This is a genomic window from Fructobacillus durionis (assembly GCF_900112405.1).
GTDB lineage: Bacteria > Bacillota > Bacilli > Lactobacillales > Lactobacillaceae > Fructobacillus > Fructobacillus durionis.
This window is the reverse complement of record NZ_FOLI01000007.1, coordinates 1-21,053: the sequence shown is the minus strand read 5'-3', so window position 1 is coordinate 21,053 and position 21,053 is coordinate 1. Positions and strand designations below refer to the sequence as shown.

Annotated in this window: 22 protein-coding genes, 3 tRNA genes and 1 other annotated feature; of the genes, 24 read left to right on the top strand and 1 reads right to left on the bottom strand. The window is 44.3% G+C overall.

Annotation, left to right across the window (positions count from 1 at the left end):
• The first annotated feature begins 17 nt into the window (after positions 1–17).
• The 13 genes from BMZ93_RS05730 (at position 18) to BMZ93_RS05670 (ending at position 11,373) form a co-directional block, all read left to right on the top strand.
• On the top strand, positions 18–917 hold the full coding sequence (locus BMZ93_RS05730) for a DNA polymerase III subunit delta (RefSeq protein ID WP_159427795.1): 900 nt from the start codon (positions 18–20) through the stop codon (positions 915–917).
• Between the two features lie 2 nt (positions 918–919).
• Entirely contained in the window at positions 920–1,822 is a 903-nt protein-coding gene (gene rsmI, locus BMZ93_RS05725) for a 16S rRNA (cytidine(1402)-2'-O)-methyltransferase (RefSeq protein WP_091503068.1), read from the top strand.
• A complete protein-coding gene (locus BMZ93_RS05720; protein WP_091503066.1) occupies positions 1,815–2,558 on the top strand; it encodes an acyl-[acyl-carrier-protein] thioesterase in 744 nt (247 codons plus the stop codon). Before rsmI ends, BMZ93_RS05720 begins: the two co-directional genes overlap by 8 nt.
• Before the next feature lie 12 nt (positions 2,559–2,570).
• On the top strand, positions 2,571–3,566 hold the full coding sequence (galE, locus tag BMZ93_RS05715; protein ID WP_091503065.1) for a UDP-glucose 4-epimerase GalE: 996 nt from the start codon (positions 2,571–2,573) through the stop codon (positions 3,564–3,566).
• A 215-nt stretch (positions 3,567–3,781) separates the two neighbouring features.
• Complete coding sequence (locus BMZ93_RS05710; protein ID WP_091503063.1) at positions 3,782–4,657, top strand: ROK family protein; 876 nt, start codon at positions 3,782–3,784, stop codon at positions 4,655–4,657.
• A gap of 131 nt (positions 4,658–4,788) precedes the next feature.
• On the top strand, positions 4,789–5,412 hold the full coding sequence (gene ribB / locus BMZ93_RS05705) for a 3,4-dihydroxy-2-butanone-4-phosphate synthase (RefSeq protein WP_091503061.1): 624 nt from the start codon (positions 4,789–4,791) through the stop codon (positions 5,410–5,412).
• Complete coding sequence (locus BMZ93_RS05700) at positions 5,405–6,601, top strand: lysophospholipid acyltransferase family protein (protein ID WP_159427794.1); 1,197 nt, start codon at positions 5,405–5,407, stop codon at positions 6,599–6,601. Before ribB ends, BMZ93_RS05700 begins: the two co-directional genes overlap by 8 nt.
• Positions 6,598–7,161, top strand: a complete 564-nt coding sequence (locus BMZ93_RS05695) for a hypothetical protein (protein ID WP_091503057.1) — start codon at positions 6,598–6,600, stop codon at positions 7,159–7,161. The genes BMZ93_RS05700 and BMZ93_RS05695 overlap by 4 nt, the downstream gene beginning before the upstream one ends.
• 22 nt (positions 7,162–7,183) lie before the next feature.
• Positions 7,184–7,699 (top strand): helix-turn-helix domain-containing protein, encoded by a 516-nt coding sequence (locus tag BMZ93_RS05690; protein ID WP_091503055.1) that lies wholly within the window; start codon positions 7,184–7,186, stop codon positions 7,697–7,699.
• A gap of 113 nt (positions 7,700–7,812) precedes the next feature.
• A tRNA-Lys gene (locus BMZ93_RS05685) sits at positions 7,813–7,885 on the top strand.
• Between the two features lie 49 nt (positions 7,886–7,934).
• Positions 7,935–8,696 (top strand): M15 family metallopeptidase, encoded by a 762-nt coding sequence (locus tag BMZ93_RS05680; RefSeq protein WP_091503054.1) that lies wholly within the window; start codon positions 7,935–7,937, stop codon positions 8,694–8,696.
• Between the two features lie 544 nt (positions 8,697–9,240).
• Positions 9,241–9,720, top strand: coding sequence for a 23S rRNA (pseudouridine(1915)-N(3))-methyltransferase RlmH (rlmH, locus tag BMZ93_RS05675; protein ID WP_091503052.1), 480 nt, complete (start codon positions 9,241–9,243; stop codon positions 9,718–9,720).
• Between the two features lie 138 nt (positions 9,721–9,858).
• The gene (locus BMZ93_RS05670; protein ID WP_091503050.1) at positions 9,859–11,373 is read left to right on the top strand and encodes a Cna B-type domain-containing protein; all 1,515 of its coding nucleotides are present in this window, start codon (positions 9,859–9,861) and stop codon (positions 11,371–11,373) included.
• 97 nt (positions 11,374–11,470) lie between these two features.
• Here the strand turns inward: BMZ93_RS05670 and BMZ93_RS05665 are convergent, their stop codons facing one another.
• Positions 11,471–12,118 (bottom strand): NAD(P)H-hydrate epimerase, encoded by a 648-nt coding sequence (locus BMZ93_RS05665; RefSeq protein ID WP_091503047.1) that lies wholly within the window; start codon positions 12,116–12,118, stop codon positions 11,471–11,473.
• 210 nt (positions 12,119–12,328) lie between these two features.
• Here BMZ93_RS05665 and BMZ93_RS05660 point away from each other — a divergent pair.
• The 11 genes from BMZ93_RS05660 to BMZ93_RS05610 all read left to right on the top strand — a co-directional run bounded on the left by BMZ93_RS05660 (position 12,329) and on the right by BMZ93_RS05610 (position 21,042).
• Positions 12,329–12,416 (top strand) — tRNA-Ser (locus BMZ93_RS05660).
• Positions 12,417–12,663: 247 nt separating this feature from the next.
• Positions 12,664–13,428, top strand: a complete 765-nt coding sequence (locus BMZ93_RS05655) for a hypothetical protein (protein WP_091503045.1) — start codon at positions 12,664–12,666, stop codon at positions 13,426–13,428.
• A 185-nt stretch (positions 13,429–13,613) separates the two neighbouring features.
• Positions 13,614–14,069, top strand: a complete 456-nt coding sequence (locus BMZ93_RS05650; protein ID WP_091503043.1) for an NADPH-dependent FMN reductase — start codon at positions 13,614–13,616, stop codon at positions 14,067–14,069.
• A 131-nt stretch (positions 14,070–14,200) separates the two neighbouring features.
• Positions 14,201–14,503, top strand: coding sequence for a CHY zinc finger protein (locus BMZ93_RS05645; protein ID WP_091503041.1), 303 nt, complete (start codon positions 14,201–14,203; stop codon positions 14,501–14,503).
• A gap of 112 nt (positions 14,504–14,615) precedes the next feature.
• Positions 14,616–15,548, top strand: a complete 933-nt coding sequence (locus BMZ93_RS05640) for an L-lactate dehydrogenase (RefSeq protein ID WP_091503039.1) — start codon at positions 14,616–14,618, stop codon at positions 15,546–15,548.
• Positions 15,549–15,558: 10 nt separating this feature from the next.
• Positions 15,559–16,488, top strand: a complete 930-nt coding sequence (locus BMZ93_RS05635) for a lactate/malate family dehydrogenase (RefSeq protein WP_091503037.1) — start codon at positions 15,559–15,561, stop codon at positions 16,486–16,488.
• A 108-nt stretch (positions 16,489–16,596) separates the two neighbouring features.
• Positions 16,597–16,845 (top strand) — a binding site (T-box leader).
• 74 nt (positions 16,846–16,919) lie between these two features.
• Complete coding sequence (locus tag BMZ93_RS05630; RefSeq protein WP_091503035.1) at positions 16,920–17,765, top strand: SAM hydrolase/SAM-dependent halogenase family protein; 846 nt, start codon at positions 16,920–16,922, stop codon at positions 17,763–17,765.
• Complete coding sequence (locus tag BMZ93_RS05625) at positions 17,766–18,323, top strand: ECF-type riboflavin transporter substrate-binding protein (RefSeq protein ID WP_091503033.1); 558 nt, start codon at positions 17,766–17,768, stop codon at positions 18,321–18,323. It begins immediately after the preceding gene.
• 14 nt (positions 18,324–18,337) lie between these two features.
• A complete protein-coding gene (locus BMZ93_RS05620) occupies positions 18,338–20,017 on the top strand; it encodes an ABC transporter ATP-binding protein (protein ID WP_091503031.1) in 1,680 nt (559 codons plus the stop codon).
• Positions 20,010–20,834 (top strand): energy-coupling factor transporter transmembrane component T family protein, encoded by an 825-nt coding sequence (locus BMZ93_RS05615; protein ID WP_091503030.1) that lies wholly within the window; start codon positions 20,010–20,012, stop codon positions 20,832–20,834. The genes BMZ93_RS05620 and BMZ93_RS05615 overlap by 8 nt, the downstream gene beginning before the upstream one ends.
• A gap of 135 nt (positions 20,835–20,969) precedes the next feature.
• Positions 20,970–21,042, top strand: a tRNA-Asn gene (locus BMZ93_RS05610).
• Positions 21,043–21,053 lie beyond the last annotated feature (11 nt).

Genomic DNA, 21,053 nt, shown 5'->3' with positions numbered 1-21,053 from the left:
AGTCGGCCGTTTTTGAGATGGCCGATTTTTTAGACATTGCAAAAGCGGCTTATCCAGAAAACCTTGAACAGCTCCAGCAGGCCGTTGATGAGAATCGTCGTTCCCACCTCTACCTCTTAGCTGGCCCGGGCGATGAGGAAAAATTGGCCTTAGCCCTCGCTTTTTCCTCAATGGTTTTGGGGCAGGATGAGGATACGCAGGCACGAATTGCGAAGCTTGACCATCCGGACTTGGTAACGGTCTTACCCGAGAAAAAGGGTGCTAGCATTAAGATTGCCCAGATTCGAGCCATCGTTCCTGAGTTGACGACAACGGCGCTAGAAGCCCCCGCTAAGGTCTTTATTATCGACCGTACGGAAACATTGACGACCGCAGCTGCTAATTCCCTGTTGAAGTTCATCGAGGAGCCGGCAGGACCTCAGTTGATTATTTTGCTGGCTAACAAGGCAGATGATGTTTTGCAGACCATTGTTTCCCGTGCTCAAGTTGTTCACTTGAAGGCTAGCCCTGAGGTGGCGGAGAAGGCACAGGAGGGAATGGCTAGCTTCGAAGCAGAAGTGCAGCCTTTGGTCTTTAAGTGGTTTGAAAAAGTCGTCGCACGCGACGTCGCCTCCATGGCCTATTTGCAAACAACCTTGATTAAAAACATCGACGAGAAGGCCAAGGAAGAAACTACCTTACTTTGGTTGCAGCAACTGGCCCGCGACCTCTACATGCAGAAGAGCCTGGCTCAACCAAGACTCTACTTTCCACAGCTGGCAGGCTTCTATAAAAAGGCCGCGGCCAGATATTCGGAAAAGCAACTGCAGGAAGTGGTCGAAGAGTTTTTATCTATCGATAAACTAAAGAATGTACAATTAGCTTTCCAATCAAAGCTGGAAAAAACAGCGCTTGAATGCGCCATTTTGTTAGGATAACGATGCAGACACAAAAGTCCTTTACAACTCATGATACTGGTACCCTTTACCTGGTTGGGACGCCGATTGGTAACCTTCAGGATATGTCCAACCGGGCGCTGGAAACCTTGCAAGAAGTCGATTTGATTGCGGCCGAGGACACTCGTCATACGCAGTTGCTCTTGAACTACTTTGATATCAAGAACAATAAGACCTCCTTGCATGAACACAATTGGCAGGAAAAGGCACCGGAGTTGGTTGCCGAACTCCTCTCTGGTAAGTCTATTGCCCAGGTTTCGGATGCCGGCTTGCCATCAATCTCTGATCCCGGTAAGGAATTGGTTGCCCAGGCAATTGAAGCCGGTATTCCGGTTGTTCCAATTCCTGGCGCATCTGCTGGGATTACCGCTTTGATTGCTTCGGGATTGGTACCACAGCCCTTCTACTTCCACGGCTTTTTGCCACGAAAGAAGCAGGAACAGGCGGCAGAAATTCAAAAGCTCTCCTGGCGTCCAGAAACCATCATCTTCTATGAAGCGCCTCACCGCTTGAAGAAGACTTTGGCAAATCTTGTCGAAGTTTTGGGCGGACAGCGTCGAATAGTTTTGGCCCGCGAGTTGACCAAGCGTTACGAAGAGTTCCTGCGTGGTACTACTGAAGAAGCCTTAGAATGGGCGAACAATAATGAAATTCGGGGTGAGTTTGTTGTTCTCTTAGAAGGGCAAAAGGACGGGGACGGTCTACCAGCAGATGACCAGTCACTACTGGACGAAGAGGTCGAAACCAACCCGGAAGCCGCAGTTCGCACCCTTGTTGATTCGGGGATGAAGCCAAACGCTGCCATTAAGCAGGTGGCCAAGGAAACCGGACGAAATCGTCAAGAAATTTATAAACTTTATCATCACATCGAGGAAGAAAATGGCTGATATCTATTCCATTGACCGACCGGTTGAATACTACCAGGTCGACCTAACTCGAAAGCTTTCGCTTTCAATGATTTTGAATCTTGCAATCCTTTGTTCACGTAAACAAGGGGAGTACCTTAAAGTTGGTTACGAGGAAACGGACCGACGTGGTTTAGGCTGGGTTATCCTGCAGTACGACGTCAACATCATTCGTCGTCCTAAGCTGGGAGAAGAGCTAACTATCGAAACCAAGGCTGGTGCTTGGTCAACCTACTTTGCCATGCGAGGCTTTCTCTTTAAAGACGCCAAGGGCGAAGTGATTATCGACATCGATTCACTCTGGACCCTGATTGATTTGGAAAGTCGGCACATTCAAAAACTGCCTTTGGACCTTGTCCAACCATACGGTGGAGAAGAGTCCAAGCGACTGCCTAAAATGGTTAAGATTCCTAAGATTAAGGATGAGCCGGTTGATACGGATAAACCCTATCAGGTGCGTTTCTTGGATATCGATGGTAATCGCCACGTAAATAATTCCAAATACTTGGAATGGATGTTAGACGTTTTGCCATTAGAATTCTTAAAAGAGCATGAACCAAGTCGCTTTTCTATTCGATATGAGAATGAGGTCCACTATGGCCATCAAGTTGATTCTCAGGTCGTAATGGGGGATAATGAGACGAAACACCGGGTCAAAGACGGTGAACAGACGGCAGCCGAGGCCATTATCCACTGGACTCCTGTCAAAGCGAAGTAAGTGAGGATAAACATGTCAGTATTAGTATTGGGTGGTGCCGGTTACATCGGTTCCCACATGGTTCGTCAGCTTTTGGCCGACGGTCAAGATGTTGTCGTTGTTGATAACTTGGTAAAGGGTCACCGCGCTGCGGTTGCACCAGAAGCAAAGTTCTATCAAGTTGATATTCGTGATAAGAAGGCTTTGTCTGAAGTTTTCGATAAGGAAGATATTGAAGCGGTTGTTCACTTTGCAGCCTTCTCAATCGTTCCTGAATCAGTGGCAGAGCCATTGAAGTACTTCGATAACAACACGGCCGGAATGGTGACTTTGCTTGAAGTCATGAAGGAACACGATGTGAAGAAGATTGTCTTCTCATCAACGGCCGCTACTTATGGTAACCCCGTTAACATTCCAATTAAGGAAACGGATCCACAAAATCCAATCAACCCATACGGTGAATCAAAGCTGATGATGGAAAAGATGATGGGATGGGCTGACAAGGCCTACGGCATCAAGTGGGTTGCCCTGCGTTACTTTAACGTGGCCGGTGCAATGCCTGACGGTTCAATTGGTGAAGACCACGGACCTGAAACACACTTGGTTCCAATCATTTTGCAAGCTGCTTCTGGTAAGCGTGACTACATCGAAATGTTCGGTGATGACTACAATACACCAGACGGTTTCAACGTTCGTGACTACGTGCACGTCGTTGATTTGGCCGATGCCCACATCTTGGCTTTGAACTACTTGAAGGAAGGCAAGCCATCCGCTCAGTTTAACCTCGGTTCAGCCACTGGTTTCTCTGTGAAGGAAATGGTTGAAGCTGCTCGTAAGGCAACCGGTGTCGACATTAAGTCAAAGATTGGTCCTCGCCGTGCCGGTGACCCTGACATCTTGATTGCTGACTCAACGGCAGCTCGTGAAGTACTTGGCTGGAAGCCAAAGTACGATGACGTGGAAGAAATCATCAAGACGGCCTGGAACTGGACTGAAAAGCATCCAAATGGCTACGATGACAAAAAGTAAAAATTAATTTTAGAAAGCGACCTTGTGGCCGCTTTTTTATTTTGGTGATTTTGGGATGCGATGATAGACCAAAATCTTAGGAGTCGTTTCAGGTATAGCGTTATCAATGCTTATCGGACTAGACCAGTTAGACTTTTTCGGCCGTAAAGTATTGTTTGTCTCAAAAAAAGTCCTTACAATATAGAGTGCAAGTACGAGACAAAAGGAGGCTTCAAATGGCACTCTTAGGAGCAATTGAAGCCGGCGGCACTAAGTTCATCTTGGCCGTCTGTGATGAAAACTTTAATATTATTGACCGAACGGTCGTCCCAACGGAAGACGGCCCTACCACTTTGGCCAAAGTAACGACCTATTTTGACCAATTTGATAACATTGATGCGATTGGTGTGGCAGCCTTTGGACCAGTTGATTTAAACCCTCAGTCGAAAACATACGGCTATGTTTTGGATACGCCTAAACCCGGCTGGGCTGGCTTTGATTTCTTAGGTTACCTGAAAAATTGGCGGGATATTCCATACTACTGGACAACGGATGTCAACGGATCAGCCTGGGCGGAGTACCGCCACGGAGCTAATTCTGAGGTGAAGTCCCTGGTTTACTTGACTGTGGGAACCGGTGTTGGGGCTGGTATCATCGTGAACGGACAAATTTTGTCTGGCTTTGGGCATCCTGAAGCAGGGCACATTATCATTTCAAAGAATCCCAAGGATCACTACCTCGGGCACTGCCCCTTTCATCATGACCGTTGCTTAGAGGGGGTCGCTTCTGGTCCTGCCATGGAAGACCGCTGGCAGCAGTCTGCAAAGGAGCTGGCTGACGAACACATGGCTTGGGAAATTGAGGCGGATTACTTAGCGCAAGCCGCGATGACCTACACGACCATTCTGCGGCCCGATAAGATTGTTTTCGGCGGTGGTGTACCCCATCGCGAGGTCTTACTACCATTGATTCGAAAGCGCTTTGCAGAATTAATGGCTGGCTACTTGGCCACTCCTGATTTGGAGGACTACCTCGTGCCCGTTGCGAACGGCGATAACGCCGGTATCTTAGGCTGCTTTTACTTAGCCAAGTCAGCGATGACAAGGGCGTAATAAACGATTAAAAGAAAAAAACGACAAAACCGATGATGGTTTTGTCGTTTTTTATTTTGAGTTTCTCTTAAGCAATATAGGAAGAAGACATTACAAAAAAAGATACACTAAAGCAAAAAAGGAGATAGACGATGCAAAAGATTTTGGATGCAGTGGAATGGTTGAAAAAAGGTGGACTGTTAATCGTACTGGATGATTTTGATCGGGAAAATGAAGGCGATTTGCTAGGCCTGGGCCAATATATTACTGAAGATAATATTAACTTTATGATTTCAAAGGGGCGCGGCTTACTTTGCACTCCGATTACTGAGAAACTGGCGCAAAAGCTTAAATTAAAGCAAATGAAAGACCATAATACAGAATCGAATCAAACAGCTTTTACTGTTTCAATTGATGGCGAATACGTTAAAACAGGTGTGACAACAGGTATTTCTGTTAGCGACCGCACACAAACCATTCGCCAATTAGTTAAAACAGAGGCTATGGCTGAAGACTTCGTTCAACCTGGGCATACCTTTCCCTTAGTTGCGAAAACAGGAGGGGGATTGGAGCGTGCTGGTCATACGGAAGCCGCCATTGACTTGGCTAAATTAGCGGGTAGTGCTGAGGTTGGCGTTATTATTGAAATTTTAATGCCTGACGGTCAGATGGCTCGGTCGGAATATCTGCGGCAAATGTCAATTGAATGGAATCTGCCAATGATAACCATTGCTGATTTAAGAAAGCATCTCTTGGAGGGAAAAGACCGTGGTTAAGTTGATTTCTACTTGTCTCTCATGGGCGATTCGTACGTTCTATCTTCGAAAGGTGACGGGAATCGAAAATTTAAAGCATCTCGAAGGCAGTATCATCTCTGCTAACCATGCTAGTTACCTTGACCATTTTATTATTTTAGCTTTATTAGAAGGCGTAATTGATCGAAAGAAAATCTATTTTTTAACTAAAAAAGAAGCATTTCAAGGTCTCTTTACTAAGTGGTGGCATGAAATGATGCAGGGGATTTCAATAGATCGTGATGGAAAGGCCACATCTTCTTTGAGAGAAATTGTAAAACATCTCAAACAAGGTGATGTCGTCGTGATTTATCCAGAGGGAACGCGTACAAGAACAGGTTTAATAGGACAGGGTAGTGATGGTGCCGTTGTAATAGCAAATTTAACGGGAGCACCAATTATCCCGATTGGCATTACGGGTGCTTTTGATGCCCTACCCGCGAAGCATTTCTGGCCTAGAAAATCTATCGTTCACGTAGCCGTTGGTTCTGCAAGAAGAATCCAGTTTAAAGGGAATCGGCATCGTGCAGTTGAGACGCAAAAATTAATGGATGACATTGCGCAACTAAGTGGCGAATATTCTAATAACAATCAGGTCCAATCCGTTGTTGATGTAGCCCGTTTCTACAATACTGTAGGTATTCGAGATTTCTTAAATGAAAGAATACCAGCTCGTACTGCTTTTATTCGTGCGCAATTGTTGATGAAACAATATGTCAAAAATAATCCTCAGGATGAAGAGGCCTGGTTAGAGCTTGGCATTAGTTATGCCCGTCTTTCTTTGTTAACTCGTCATACTGTAAAGCGCTGGTATTATCAGCGAAAAGCGATGGGGGCTTTTGATGAGTCTCTTCTTATTAACCGAGAAGATGAATCCATACTATTTGCGGTGGGACGACTCTATCATGAGCAAAAGAAATATGAAAGAGCGCGCCTTTTTTACGAGCGGGCGTTAAAAGTAAATGCTAATCATTTCCCAAGTCGAATCTGGCTTATCCGAATTTATCAGAAACAAAAAGAATACAATTTGGCTGAATCGTTAGCGAAAAATACGACTACTTTACAGAGTGTCGATCAAGTTTCACAACGTCGTCAGTTAGAAGCGCTGGCTTTCTTAATGCGCTTTAATAAAAAATACGATTACATTGTTGAACAGGAGAAACAACCATGACCTTTGATAAAATTCACGAATTAAATCAAAAAGGAATTGAGAATATGGAACATTCGGTACAAAGAAAGCGGATGTATCATCGTCAAGCAATTAAATTAGCTAAGGAATTAAAAAGAAAACATAAAGACGACGTACTATATTATGAATTGGCACATGCATACGCTCACCAAATGCTAGTTAATCGCAATTTATTTACTAAATTTTTGCCAATGGTTAAGATGGTTTTTTATACTCACAAAAGTCTGAACATTAATCCTCAGAATGATCGAACACTTTACTTGGCTGGTGCTATCGCCTATTTTTTTAGGCAGAGTCAGAAAGCAGAAGAATATTACAAAAAATCGCTGCTTAGCAATCCCCATAATTTATTAACGGCAAAGTCTCTGTCATTTTATTTATACGATGTTGGGCGAAAGTTAGAGGCGGTGTCAGTTATTAAACAGGGGTTGCACGTACAAGCTAAAACGCAGGCGGAACGGCGTCGACAGGTTGAATTGGCTAGCCTGTACATGCGAATTGATTCAACGGTAGTTTTTGCATTCAAAAAGTATGCTAACTAATTTTTTGAAAATGGAGGTTTGAGTGAACAAGAATTTTACAGAAGTACAAAAGTTGGGGAAACTAATTCGGCATATACGAGAAACACGGAGCATCTCAGCTGCAAAATTAGCGCAAAAAACGAAGGTTTCAACAAGCGCCATTTCAAAGTTTGAAAGAGGCCATACAGATATGCAGTTGAGTACAACCATTCAACTGTTGGCAGCCATGGGTGTAAGTATGAAAGACCTTTGCCGGCAGGGCGTTTTTGAAGGATTTCGTTTACTGGATTGGGCACAGCTGGCTGCAGAAAATAGCCAAAATAGAGAAATGCTATCTAATATATTAGATAATGTGCAAAAGATTGAGTATCGTTTACGACATGAAATGATTTTTCGTCGAGTATTGCGATTGCGTTTAGGATTACATGATAGTATTGACGAAGTGATTAACTACTTTGAGGACTTAGATATTTTGCTAGAATTCGATGATTATCTTTATCAAATTGTCGTATCGGACCTGCCCGAATGGTTGATTAATCATTTAGAAAAAATTCGTTGATTGATAGGAAGCGTGTTGAGACTCCTTGTAAAATTAATTGAAAAAACTGTTCTAAAAACCTTGTCACCCTAAGGAATCCATGGTATGATATTTTTTGTTGATAAAGACATCATGGTTAGTTAGCTCAGTTGGTAGAGCAACGGACTCTTAATCCGTGGGTCCAGGGTTCGAGCCCCTGACTGACCATCGTAAGGACCGGGAATTCCCGGTCCTTTTTTGTACACTGGAGGAGACTATGAAACATAAGAAAAGCATTGTCGCTCTTGCCGTTCTAGTTGTTTTGGCTGCCGGATCAGTGGCGGCTTACACGCTGAATGGCGACCATGGCAATCAGACGTCTAGTAAGTCTGAAAAGAGCCAATCGAGTTCGTCGTCCTTAAAGGATTTGCCAAAGGGTGTGAAGTCAACGGACTGGGACCTGACGCTTGTGAACAAGTGGCATCCTTTGTCTTCTGAAATGAACTTTGATAAGGTGTCGGTTTCCGGTAAAGTCGTAGACGCCCGTATTAAGCAGGCTGTTCTCGACTTTCAGAATGGCGCCCGTGCGGCTGGCTACCAAACAGTCCTTGTCTCGGGTTATCGCTCTATTCAATACCAGCAAGAAGTCTTTGATAACGTGAAGAAAAACGATATGGCTGAGGGGATGACCGATGCCCAAGCTGAGAAGGCGACGAAGGCTGTTGTACAAGAACCTGGATCATCTGAGCACCATACTGGTTTAGCAATCGATATTGCGGGTTCTGACGCCTTTGAAAAGTATCCTAGCTTAGAGGCTAATATGGATACCTTTGACTCTCAGAAGTGGTTAATTGACCATGCTGCCGATTATGGCTTCGTCCTCCGTTATCCTGAAGCAAAGAGTAAAATTAAAGAAACTGGAATTGACTATGAATCTTGGCACTTCCGCTACGTTGGTGTGAAGAACGCTAAGTACATGGTTAAGCACAACCTGACGCTCGAGGCCTATGTGAAGGCTTTGAAAGAAGCGGGACGTTAAGAAAGTTTAATTAAAAAAGGCATTGACTACGGTCAATGCCTTTTCTTTATTGAACAGATTTTGAAAATGTAAAGAAGGTAATATGGGATAGCAACTATACCAATTTTAGAATGCATGTTCGCTTGTTTTGGGGTAAAATCTATGCATTGACCCTTTTTGGAAAAGGCCGTTCGGTTTTATCGTCGCTCTTAAAAGTTTTTTTAACATGTTTATGGGATTTATTGGTGAAAACGTACCGGAAAAACCGAAGTATTCTTGGTCGAACAAGTCCGAACAAATGTGCTTATCAACAGCTGTGGATAAGTCTGTGGATAAATCGACCTAATGGGGGATAAACCGCGGTATCATAATCTTTTTATACTTGGATAAGTTTTGACTAAAAAGTTGTGTAAAAAGAGAATAACTGTGGATAACTATAGTGAAATGCGGATATAAGCGGACTTTTTACCGAGTCAATGGGGGATAACTGTGGATAACCTTGTTGATAAGTGCAAAAGTCGGGATAAGTAAAACGCTTAGACCAAATGAAAAGGGAGAAATTTAAATGAAAATTAAAGTAATTACCGTAGGAAAATTAAAAGAAAAGTACCTAAAAGACGGCATTGCGGAGTACGCGAAACGCCTTCAGCGTTTTGCCAAAGTTGATATGGTTGAATTAGCCGATGAAAAAACGCCTGAAAAGGCTTCTGAAGCGGAAAACCAGGAGATTATGGCCAAAGAGGGCGAACGCATTTGGGCCAAAATTGGTGAACGGGACTATGTTGTGGTCTTAGCTATTGAAGGAAAGCAGTTGCCATCTGAAAAGTTTTCTAAGGCCTTGCAGCAGGCTAAGCTATCAGGTCACGGCACGCTTACCTTTATCATTGGTGGTTCTTTGGGATTGGACCCTAAAATCAAGAAGCGGGCGGACTTGCTGCTATCCTTTGGTTTATTAACATTACCTCACCAATTGATGCGTCTGGTTTTGATGGAGCAGATTTACCGAGCGCAGATGATTGAAGTTGGATCGCCATATCACAAGTAAAACAGAGACAGTGTTTTAAAACTGTCCCTGTTTTTTGAATTAAAGTAAAAATAAGGACTAAATATTGAATAAATTAAGATAAAATGTAACAAATATACTACAAAACTGTTACAATAATGAAATAAAGGGGAAAGAGATATGATTATAAAAAAGCAGCGACAATGCTTATTCTTCTTTATTTTAACTGCACTAACAATGGGTGCCATTGTATTCAGTCAAAATAACCAAGTATTCGCCAGTGACAACCAATATATTACAAATGTAAAATTAACTGATTATACTAATCCGAAGGCAAACGGTAACTACGATCAGCACGATTCAATGAAGGTTGAATACACCTTTAAAATTCCTACGGGGTCATTGAGTGAAAATAATAAGACATTTGACGCCGTTCTCCCAGAACAGTTTACTTTAACAAGAGACGTTCAGTTCGAGATTAAGTCTAGTGACGGTTCCAAGACTTTGGGGGAAGCGGTTGCAGACCCAACCACTAATACTATCCACGTTACAATGGCAGACGATGTTGTAAACGATAATGCGACTCGTGATGTTTCGGGTAGTATGTGGTTTTTGGCCAACTGGAACATGGAAAAAGTTGATGCCGGTGTACAGGTACCGATTCATTGGAACATACCAGGTAGTGATAACATCAAGCCTGGCGAGACAGTTGTCGTGATTAATCCTGACAACGGACCTGGTAAAGACCAAGTATTAACAAAATTCGGTGTCTATGATCCTAGAGACCCCACTTTGATTCGTTGGACTGTTATCGTGAATGCCGGGTGTGAGCACGTTGACAACGCTGTTGTGACGGACGAGTCGCTTAATAACCAGAAATTGGTAAATGAAGCAATTTATCCGTTCGTTATATTACGCGGCGACTATGAAAACGGTAAATTCAAAGCGAAGGGTAGTGTGGATAGTTCAAATATTATCCGTGACAGTGATACTAAATTCCATGTTAACCTCGGAAATATTGATGATACCTACCAAATTTACTACTACACCCGGATAACGGATAACGGTAAAGCTAATAAATACGGTAACAAGGTTGATTTAACTGGTTCAAACTTTCAAAAGAAGGAACTGACAGTTTGGACTGCAGACTACGCTGGCGGTGGAACTGCCGATAACGGAAAGACTTCTGTAAGCGGTAAAAAGACTTGGAATGATAATAACAACCAAGACAAGATTCGACCAGACAGTATTACTGTTCACTTGTTAGCAAATGGTAAAGTCGTTAAGACGACAACTGTGACGGCTGCTGATAACTGGGAGTATACATTCGACGATCTACCAAAGTCTGACAATGGCGAGGAAATCACTTACACTGTTTCTGAAGATCCGGTAAGTGGTTATAGCTCATCCATCAATGGCTTTGATATTACGAATACACACGTTCCAGGAACGCCAAGTGTACCGAATACGCCAAATACACCAAGTACGCCAACACCTGCCCCAGCGCCAGGTAAGAAGAACGTCTTGCCGGCAACAGGTGGTGACGAACCAGCTTCTGAATCAACACCTGCCCAAGAACAAAAGACGAGTGTTCTGCCAGCAACGGCTAAACAGGCGTCTTCAACAGCCATCCTTGGCTTGATTTTCACACTAGCAAGTGCATCCGCTGCGGTATTCATCACCCGTAAGCATTAATTCCTTGTTAATAATTAACTGAAAAAAGTCCCCCGAAAGAAATAAACTTTCGGAGGACTTTTTTAGTTGGGAAGAATGCTTCGTTTAAAACTTGGCTTTATTTAATTGAGAAATCAAAGTTTTCGGGTGTAATCAAGCCAATATCTTGTGTGATAACACGTCCGGACATTTTCTTTCCGTTAGAACGGTTAACGCCGGCTTTTGGGTAGCCAAAGGCAATTGTGGCTTTAGCCTTTAAAGCCGCTCCGTACATATCGCCGGTGTCAGCGTTAATTCCGGTTGGAATATCCAAGGCTACAACTGTGTTATCGATATGGTTAGCCGCTTTGAGCATCTTTTGCAAACCCTCTGGAAGATCATCGTGTAGACCTGTTCCGAAGATTGCATCAATGATGAGGGAAGGCTCCTTGAAATCGGATTTCTCGGCCCGTTCCACTCCACAAGCTGTGGCGGCTTTTAGTTGGTCCTTTACTGCCTGATTCGCTCTGTTAACGTTTCCAACAAATTGTAAGGTAACTGGAATCTTAGCCTGATGTAAAAGTCGGGCTAAGGCGACACCGTCAGCACCGTTATTTCCTAGTCCGGCTAGAACTAACACCTTGGAAAGGTCAAATCGGCCAGCGGCCAAAACGTTCATAGCAGCCATAGCTGCACGCTCTGTTAAGACGTCAGCTGACAGGCCGGCTTCGTGAATGGTGTAGGCTTCAATAGCCTGCATTTCATCTCTAGTTACGAGTTGTGTCATAAGTTCCACCTTCGTGTAATCGATATAGCTATTATAGTATAGCAGAGGTGAAATTACATGAAAAAGGACTTGTTTCAAGACATTTGCTCTACAAAAGATGGCCCTACGAAATGAATTAGTCGGTTTTTTAAAAGTCCAGTAAGAATACACGGCTAAAGCCGATGTTCCTTGCCGGGAGGCCGATAATCTGGTATAGTATTATCTGTTATTGGAGAAGTACTCAAGAGGCTGAAGAGGCGCCCTTGCTAAGGGTGTAGACGTGTTAAAGCGTGCGAGGGTTCGAATCCCTTCTTCTCCATCAGCTATATCAAGGGCTGGCACTGGTAGTCAAAACTACCGGTGTTAAGCCTTTTTTATTTTTTCGAAGGCAAGAGAAATCAAGAGAAAGTAAGCAAAATAACACATTTTTATTTAGCAGGGATACTAGGAAAGGCGGCTTATTTGCCGCCTTTTTTTGTTGTGTGATATTATTGTTCCGTAAATAGAATCGAATATTTTAAATAGAATCGACAACAATCGTTTCAAAGAGTTGTTTTGGAGATAAGATGTATTTTAATGAGTTAGCAGGATTTGCGTTTTTAGTAGCTAGCATTTGGTTTTTAATCGAGCGAATTTTAAATTTCAAGGCGGGTGTTCCACTTTCGAAAAGGGGGAAGTGGTTACTGGTTACCATGGTTCTTTCTGTGCTTGTCATGATTGCAGAAAATAATTCTGGTTCATCCAAAATTCATGAAGTGGTTTCGCTTACTTTTATCGTAGCTATCATTTGGTTAATTGTTGAGTGGCGTGCCAATCGAAAGATGGGCGTTCCGCTCTCAAAAAAAGGAAAGTGGCTAATTGTATTCATTGTTGCAACTCGGATGTACAGCATCGTATCCGATGCTGATTCATCTGAGCTTTCCGAACTCTTCATGCTTAGCTGCATTGTTACTGCGATTTGGTTAATTGTTGAATCACGCGCCAATCGAAAGATGGGGATACCACTCTCGAGAAAGGGAAAGTGGCTGCTTTTCGCATTCGAACTTTCTTTTCTTGGTTTTGGCGTAACGGTTTCTTCTGATGCGTTTAAAATTTCGTTCATACTTGCCGCTTGTTTATATGATGCGTTGCTTTACCTTGTCATCGAGTGGCGTACAAATCGAAGATCCGGTCTTCCGCTCTCGAAGAAGGGGAAATGGCTACTAGCTGTGACTGTTTTTTTCTTTTTAGCGACTGGGGTATCAGGATTAATCGAAATAGAAAATACGACACACGTTTTGCAGAAATCGGAAATGAGGCAATTGATCGAGTCGCTAGGTGTAAAGTTGTGATGAGTTAGTTTGCTGATTAGTGGGATTGAATAGCTGAGTGTTGGTTGGAAGATTTTCTTCTCCACTAAACAGAAAAGAGCTAATCTTGGCATTCATTGCTGAACTTAGCTCTTTTTTCTTACCTATTCGCCTTTCCTTTTCAAAACAACTACAATAGAAGCAGAATTGATTGAAAGAAGGCCGATATGAAAGTCGCAGTATTAGTTGGATCAAACCGTCGTTTTAGTGTGTCACGCAAGGTGGCCCATTGGCTGGCGCCTATTCTCAACATGAAGGGCTTGGACGCGGATGTTTTGGACTTAGCCGAAATTAATCTTCCCTGGTTGGATGAGCCCGAGCTACCAGCCCTCGGACTTTACCAATTGGAAGCGACAAAGACCTGGTCTGAAATGATTAAGGAGTACGATGCTCTGGTCATCGTTTTCCCACAGTACAATTGGGGTTACCCAGCGGTTTTGAAGAACGCCTTGGACACACTTTATCAAGAATGGCAGGGGATGCCCGTTGCAACCGTTGCCATCGGATCTCATGGTGGTTTTCAGGGTGAATTAGCCCTTTCAATGGTCTTGCAGGGGTTGAAGATGCAACGTCTCTCGGTTAATCCACGCTTGAGCATTAAGCCGGATGAAATCGCTCGTTAAGCTGACGAAGCTGAGACAGATGCTTTTTTGGCAAAGTACTTAGATCAGGCGGACTTACTCGTCCAAGCGTTGAAAGAAGAAGTGAAGTAACGAATCGTGCATCGACAAGCAGAAACCGATAGGATGGTAGCATGACCAAGATTTATGGAATTGATATTGGCCCTCGGGGTACCTGCCAACACTACCATAGCGAATTAGACGTGGTGGCGCTGGAATGTGCACAATGTCAACGCTATTATGCCTGCTACGAATGCCATAATCGCTTGGCGGACCATGACTTTGCACCCTGGCCAAAGGGGGATGGAAAACCGGTTCTTTGCGGTGTTTGCCAAAAAAAGCTCAGCTTTTCTGAGTACCAACAGGGACAGTGCATTTACTGCCAGACACCCTTTAATCCGGGCTGTGCCAAGCACTGTCATATCTACTTCAATTAAGCAGCTATCCTAGCTGCTTTTTATTTTTGATAAAATTAGTCTTTTCTAATCGTTTTCTTGACATCTTCTCATTAATCTTCTATCCTTTGTTACATGAAAGCGGGGTATTAACATGCGAAAAGTTGGAATTATCGGAATGGGACACGTTGGATCAGCGGTAGCACACGCTTTGGTTCAAGAAGGAACTTTTGATGAGTTCGTTTTGATTGATAAAAAGGTCGAAAAAGTTCGGGCAGAAGCCTTGGACTTGGAAGACGCTTTGGCTAACCAAAATGAATCCTATAAAATCGTGATGAACGACTACGCTGCCTTAGATGATGCCGACGTTGTGATTTCAGCACTGGGAAATATTCAATTACAGCATAACAACCCATCTAAGGACCGTTTTATTGAACTGCCATACAACGTCGAACAAGTACGAGAAGTGGCGGGGCAATTGAAGAAGACCGATTTTTCAGGTGTCTTGGTTGTCATTACCAACCCTTGTGATGCCATTGCGGCCCTTTATCAAAAGGAAACGGGGTATCCAGTCGAACGAGTGATTGCAACGGGGACACTTTTGGATACGGCTCGGATGCGCCGTGCAACCGGGGCGGCTTTCGATGTGTCGCCTAAGTCTGTTGCTGGCTACAACCTTGGCGAACACGGAAACACTCAATTTACGGCCTGGTCAACGGTTTCAGTCATGGGTCAATCAGCTAAAGATGCTGCCGCAGCCAAGGACGTGGATTTGGCGGAAATTGAAAAAGATTCCGTTGTCGGTGGCTATACGGTCTTTGCCGGAAAAGGCTTTACTTCTTATGGTATTGCTTCTGCAGCCATTCGTTTGGCTAAGGCGATTGTGTCGGATGCCCACGAAGAATTGCCTGTTTCTCACTACCAAGAAGCATTTGGCACTTACTTGTCAACGCCAGCCATTGTTGGCCGCCAAGGAATCGTGGCCGAATCGACTTTGACATTAACAGAGGATGAAAAAGAGAAGCTAGCGGCTTCTGCCAAATCGATTTCAGATAAGTTTGCTGAAGTTGTGCAAGGCCAACAATAAGGATAAAAACATGCGAAAAGTCGGAATTATCGGAATGGGACATGTGGGATCAGCAATAGCCCACGCCCTGGTGCAAGAAGGCACTTTTGATGAATACGTGTTAATTGACACGAAGGTTGAGAAAGTCCGTGCGGAAGCTTTGGATTTGGAAGATGCTTTAGCTAACCAAAATGGCTCCTATAAAATCACCGTGAATGATTATGCCGCTTTGGATGATGCCGACCTTGTGATTTCAGCACTGGGACACATTGCCTTGCAATACAACAGTGTTAGCAAGGACCGCTTTACTGAATTGCCCTATAACGTTGAACAAGTTCAAAAGGTTGCGACTCAATTGAAGAAGACTAGTTTTGCCGGCGTACTAGTGGTCATCACCAATCCTTGTGATGCCATTTCTGCTTTTTATCAAAAAGAAACCGGTTATCCAGTTGAACGAGTGATTGGTACGGGAACGCTATTGGACACGGCACGGATGCGGGCGGCAGCTGGTCAAGCTTTTGCTGTGTCTCCTAAGTCGGTAGCCGGGTATAACCTCGGTGAGCACGGAAACACGCAGTTTACGGCATGGTCGACGGGTTCCGTGATGGGCCAACCCGCTCTGCAAATGGCTGAGGCAGCAGGGGTTGATTTGGCCGAAATTGAAAAGGCCTCCATTGTCCGCGGAAACGATGTCTTCGATGCAAAGGGGTATACTTCATACGGTATCGCAGCCGCGGCGGTGCGCTTGGCCAAAGTCATTGTTTCCGACGCCCATGAAGAGCTACCGGTCTCACACTACCAAGAGGCCTTTGGTACTTACTTGTCGACGCCAGCCATCGTTGGCCGTCAAGGAATTGTGGCCGAATCGAGTTGGACTTTATCGTCTGATGAAAAGGAGAAGCTAGCAGCTTCCGCAAAATCGATTTCAGAAAAGTTTTCTGAGGTTGTTGGTAACGAATAAAAGTCGGCGATATCGAATTGAATGTTCGTTTTCTAACTTGAATTTATAATATTACTAATTTTTGAAAAACTTTTGACATTGATTGCCGAATGTCGTAATATAATAAACATCACAGCGAAGAACAGATAAGTAACTGTCGCGACTGCTTAGCGAGCCGGTGTTTGGTGAAAACCGGACAGTCAACACAGTGAATATGGTCTGGGAGCTAATTATTTGGGTGAGCTATTGGTGAACTTGAATCGGGAATCGCCCGTTACAGCGAATCGTTTCAGACCAAAAGAGTCTCGAACGTATGAAGGGTTATTTTGTGAAAAATAACCAAACACCAGGTGGTAACGCGAACATTTCGTCCCGGGCAGGTCTTTTGACCTGTCCGGGTTTTTATTTGCTTACTAAAACAAAAAATGCTCACATTGAGCCGGAGGAAGAACATGAAAGCAGCACTTGTATTGCAAACAGATTTTGGATTGAATGACGGCGCCGTTTCAACGATGTACGGTGTGGCACGTCAGGTTGACCCTGAAGTGACCGTGGCCGATTTAACGCACGGGATTACACCATTTAACATTTTTGAAGGTTCCTTCCGACTTTCACAAACAGCGAAGTACTGGCCAGCTGGTACGGTCTTTGTTTCAGTTGTTGATCCTGGCGTTGGCTCAAAGCGTTTGTCATTGGTTGCCAAGTTGAAAACTGGTCACTATGTCGTAACACCTGATAACGGAACGTTGACTCACTTGGACAAGTTATACGGAATCGAAGCCGTGCGCGTCATCGATGAAAGCATCGACCGTTTGCCAGGCTCTGAAAAGTCCGCTACGTTCCACGGCCGTGACATCTATGTATACAACGGTGCTCGTTTGGCCGGTGGACAAATTACTTTTGAAGAAATTGGTAAGGAATTGCCAGTGGCAGATATTGAACGCTTGGCCTTGAACCCAGCCCGTATCGAAGGTAACAAGATTGTTGGTAACGTTGATATTACCGATGTTAACTTCGGTTCATTGTGGACCAACATTGAAGAATCACGTTGGGAAGAAGACTTTGGTGCCCGTTATGGGGATGTCTTCAACGTTTCTGTCTTCTACGAAGGCAAGCGTGTTTACCAGGCAAAGTTGCCTTACTACAAGACTTTTGCCGATGTGAAGAACGGCGAAACATTGATTTACATGAACTCGGTTTACACGGTTGGAATTGCCATCCGAATGGGTTCAATGGCTGCTGAAAACCACTTGTCAGCCGGTCAAAACTGGACGATTGAAATTGAAAAGGATAACTAAATGAAAAAGAAGGGCTTATCAACAAAGGATGTCGTAGCCATTGGAATTGGTGCTGCCGTCTTTTTGATTCTGTTTAAGTTTGTGGCGATTCCAACGGGAATTCCCAACACGCAAGTCAACGTGGCCCAGTCTTGGTTATCATTGATTTCGATTCTTTTTTCACCAATGGTTGGCTTCTTCGTTGCCATCTTAGGACACAGCTTGAATGATGCCATTTCCTACGGATCCGTCTGGTGGTCATGGGTGATTGCTGACGGCTGCTATGCTTTCATTTTTGCCCTATTGGTGAAGCGTGCCCGTTTACTAAAGGGTTCGCTGAACTTTTGGAAAATCGCCTGGTTTAACATTAGCCAGTTGATTGCCAACTTGATTGCTTGGTTGTTGATCGCGCCAACTTTGGACATCGTGATTTACGCTGAGCCTGCCAACAAGGTTTATCTACAGGGTGGCCTTTCGGTTATTGTGAACGTGATTTCAACGGGTATCATCGGAACGACACTCTTATCACTTTATTTGAAGAACAAGGGGCAGCAAACCTTGCTGCGCAAAGAAGATTAAAGAAAGGACAGCGAATGGCTGATTCCGCTTTACAATTCGACAACGTGACTTTCCGCTATGAAACGCAGGCAGAGCCAACGTTGAAAAATATTAACTTTACCATTAAGACGGGTAGCAAAACCTTAGTTTTGGGGCCTTCTGGATCCGGTAAGTCAACCTTGATTTCCTTGATTAACGCCTTAGTGACCGAAGAAAACGGGGACCTATCAGGACGTGTTTTGATTAACGATGTTGACCAATCTGGGAAAGACCCCTTTGACCGTTCACTCTTAGTTGGAACGATTTTGCAGGATACGGACCGTCAGTTCGTTGGCTTAACGGTAGCAGAAGACATTGCCTTTGTTTTGGAAAACGAGGGGGAACCTTTGTCCAAGTTGCGCCAGGCAGTGACGGATGTTGCCAAACGTTTTGGCTTAACCGAGCTTTTGCCATTGGGGCCAAACGTTTTGTCCGGTGGACAAAAGCAACGGGTCGCCTTAGCTGGCGTGTTGGTCGGGGATAGCCCCATTTTGGTTTTGGACGAACCACTGGCTAGTTTGGATCCAAAGGCGGGACAATCCTTGCTTGAAACGATGGACCAACTTCATCAAGAAGGCATCACGGTCATCATGGTTGAGCACCGGATTGATGAAGTCTTGCGCAAGGGCGTCGACCAAGTTTTGGTCCTCGAAGAGGGGGAACTAGTCTTTGATGGTGGCGCTGACGAACTATTAGTCCAGCCGGACTTTCATGACTGGCAGTTGGCTCAGCCAGCTTATGTCTCCTTGATTGAAAAGTCGGGCTACGCTTTGGACGATTTAACGGACATCTCGGACTTGGTGAAAGTTGACGGGCCGAAACTAGCGGATAAGTTGTCTGATTTTTTGGCCGTCCACCCAACCGTGAAGGCGGAAGAAAGCTTTGGCTCCACGGCTTTGGAAGCGACTGGGATTGACTACCAGTACGGAGAGCGTCAGGTTTTGAAAGACATTGACTTCTCAGTCCAGAAGAAGGAATGGTTAGCCTTAATTGGTGAAAACGGTTCTGGTAAATCGACCTTAGCTCGTTTGTTGGCAGGCTTCTTGCCTATACAGGCAGGTCTTGTGAAGGCGAATGGCAAAGATGATAAGGCCGTTGAATTAAACGGCTTGCCTTTGGCAGAACACGCTCAGTACGTGGGTTATGTGTCGCAAAACCCCAATGAAATGTTGATTGGTTTGTCAGTCTTTGAGGAAGTTGCCGCTGGCTTACGCCTGCGCAACGTGTCCGAAGAGACCATTAATGAAAAAGTCTTGGTTGCCCTAAAGGAAGCCAACCTTTATCCATATCGTAACTGGCCAAGCCAAGCCCTGTCCTTTGGACAGAAGCGTCGTTTGTCCGTCCTAGCTGTCGCTATTCTAGAACCGGCCGTTTTGATTCTTGATGAACCAACTGCTGGACAGGATGATATCTCGGCTAAGGGACTCTTAACTTACTTGCAATCCCTCCGTGATAAGGGATTAGCTCTTGTTACAGTGACCCACGACATGGCCTTGATTGAAAAGTGGTCGGATCGAGTAGTTTCATTAGTAAATGGTCGAATCACTAGTCAAACTAGTCCAAAGACGCTGTTCGAAAGTACTGATTTGTTGTCTGAAACGTCTTTGATTCAACCATCTGATCAGGTCTTGTTAGAACGACTAGGCCTAAAGGGAAAGGGGGCCAGCCATGAATGATTTTCTTGGTTACCAGGAACGTGATTCTTTCATTCATAAGATGAACGGAACGAGTAAGTTGATTGTCTTCATTCTATTGACAGTTGCCGGTATTCTTTCCTTTGACATGCGTTTCCTAGTTGGACTAACGGTCTTTGCGGGATTGGTTCTCTACCTATCCAAGATTTCCTGGCAGTCCATTCGCATCCTGGTTTATTTAACGGTTCTCTTTGCCGTGCTGAACCTGCTATTGATTTACGTCTTTGCACCACAGTACGGAGTAGAACTCTACCATAGTAAGACAGTTTTGCTTGGTTCAGGCTACTACGCCTTAACTTCCCAACAGATCTTTTACGAGTTACTCGTGCTCTTAAAGTACTGTTTCTCGGTTCCGCTTTCACTGGCCTTCTTGTTGACGACCCAGCCCTCCCAGTTGGCGGCCGGTTTGAACAAGGTGGGGGTGTCTTACAAAGTCGCCTACGCCTTTTCACTCACACTGCGCTACTTGCCAACCATCCAAAGTGAGTTTCAAACAACTCGTAAGGTGCAAGAAGCCCGTGGCTTTGCCTTAGGTAAGAAAGCATCGCTTGGAAAGAAGTTAGTTGCCTCAACACGTTTGCTCCTAGCTTTGGCTTTTTCAACCCTTGAAAAAGTCGAGACAATTTCAGAAGCGATGGCACTTCGTCGCTTTGGAAAAAAGAAGAAGCGTACCTGGTACTATGCCCAATCCTGGCATTTGGCTGACTGGGTTGGACTATTGTTAGGAATTGCTTTGCTAATCCTAGCCATTGTCCTTGTTTCAGTCGACGATGGTCGATTCTGGAACCCCTTTGCTTAATTTAAAGTTCAAAAATGTCATAAAAGCGCATATAATGAGCTTTTTATCATAATTTTGTTATTTAATTAAAATTAATTTCATAAAAGTGTTGTCAAACACATGGTAGCGTGATATATTTATATCACGCTATTTGATTGTCTTGTAGTTCAGCAGGTAGAACACCGCACTGTTAATGCGAAGGTCGCTGGTTCGAGCCCAGCCGGGACAGTTGGAAAGAAA

Bases quoted from the DNA above. Each gene is read 5' to 3' on its own strand.
- BMZ93_RS05670 (WP_091503050.1), top strand. From the start codon at position 9,859: ATGATTATAAAAAAGCAGCGACAATGCTTATTCTTCTTTATTTTAACT.
- BMZ93_RS05680 (WP_091503054.1), top strand. From the start codon at position 7,935: ATGAAACATAAGAAAAGCATTGTCGCTCTTGCCGTTCTAGTTGTTTTG.
- ribB (WP_091503061.1), top strand. From the start codon at position 4,789: ATGCAAAAGATTTTGGATGCAGTGGAATGGTTGAAAAAAGGTGGACTG.
- BMZ93_RS05615 (WP_091503030.1), top strand. From the start codon at position 20,010: ATGAATGATTTTCTTGGTTACCAGGAACGTGATTCTTTCATTCATAAG.
- rlmH (WP_091503052.1), top strand. From the start codon at position 9,241: ATGAAAATTAAAGTAATTACCGTAGGAAAATTAAAAGAAAAGTACCTA.
- BMZ93_RS05650 (WP_091503043.1), top strand. From the start codon at position 13,614: ATGAAAGTCGCAGTATTAGTTGGATCAAACCGTCGTTTTAGTGTGTCA.
- BMZ93_RS05720 (WP_091503066.1), top strand. From the start codon at position 1,815: ATGGCTGATATCTATTCCATTGACCGACCGGTTGAATACTACCAGGTC.
- BMZ93_RS05625 (WP_091503033.1), top strand. From the start codon at position 17,766: ATGAAAAAGAAGGGCTTATCAACAAAGGATGTCGTAGCCATTGGAATT.
- BMZ93_RS05645 (WP_091503041.1), top strand. From the start codon at position 14,201: ATGACCAAGATTTATGGAATTGATATTGGCCCTCGGGGTACCTGCCAA.
- BMZ93_RS05730 (WP_159427795.1), top strand. From the start codon at position 18: ATGGCCGATTTTTTAGACATTGCAAAAGCGGCTTATCCAGAAAACCTT.
- BMZ93_RS05640 (WP_091503039.1), top strand. From the start codon at position 14,616: ATGCGAAAAGTTGGAATTATCGGAATGGGACACGTTGGATCAGCGGTA.
- BMZ93_RS05695 (WP_091503057.1), top strand. From the start codon at position 6,598: ATGACCTTTGATAAAATTCACGAATTAAATCAAAAAGGAATTGAGAAT.
- BMZ93_RS05630 (WP_091503035.1), top strand. From the start codon at position 16,920: ATGAAAGCAGCACTTGTATTGCAAACAGATTTTGGATTGAATGACGGC.
- BMZ93_RS05710 (WP_091503063.1), top strand. From the start codon at position 3,782: ATGGCACTCTTAGGAGCAATTGAAGCCGGCGGCACTAAGTTCATCTTG.
- rsmI (WP_091503068.1), top strand. From the start codon at position 920: ATGCAGACACAAAAGTCCTTTACAACTCATGATACTGGTACCCTTTAC.
- BMZ93_RS05665 (WP_091503047.1), bottom strand. From the start codon at position 12,118: ATGACACAACTCGTAACTAGAGATGAAATGCAGGCTATTGAAGCCTAC.
- BMZ93_RS05620 (WP_091503031.1), top strand. From the start codon at position 18,338: ATGGCTGATTCCGCTTTACAATTCGACAACGTGACTTTCCGCTATGAA.
- galE (WP_091503065.1), top strand. From the start codon at position 2,571: ATGTCAGTATTAGTATTGGGTGGTGCCGGTTACATCGGTTCCCACATG.
- BMZ93_RS05655 (WP_091503045.1), top strand. From the start codon at position 12,664: ATGTATTTTAATGAGTTAGCAGGATTTGCGTTTTTAGTAGCTAGCATT.
- BMZ93_RS05635 (WP_091503037.1), top strand. From the start codon at position 15,559: ATGCGAAAAGTCGGAATTATCGGAATGGGACATGTGGGATCAGCAATA.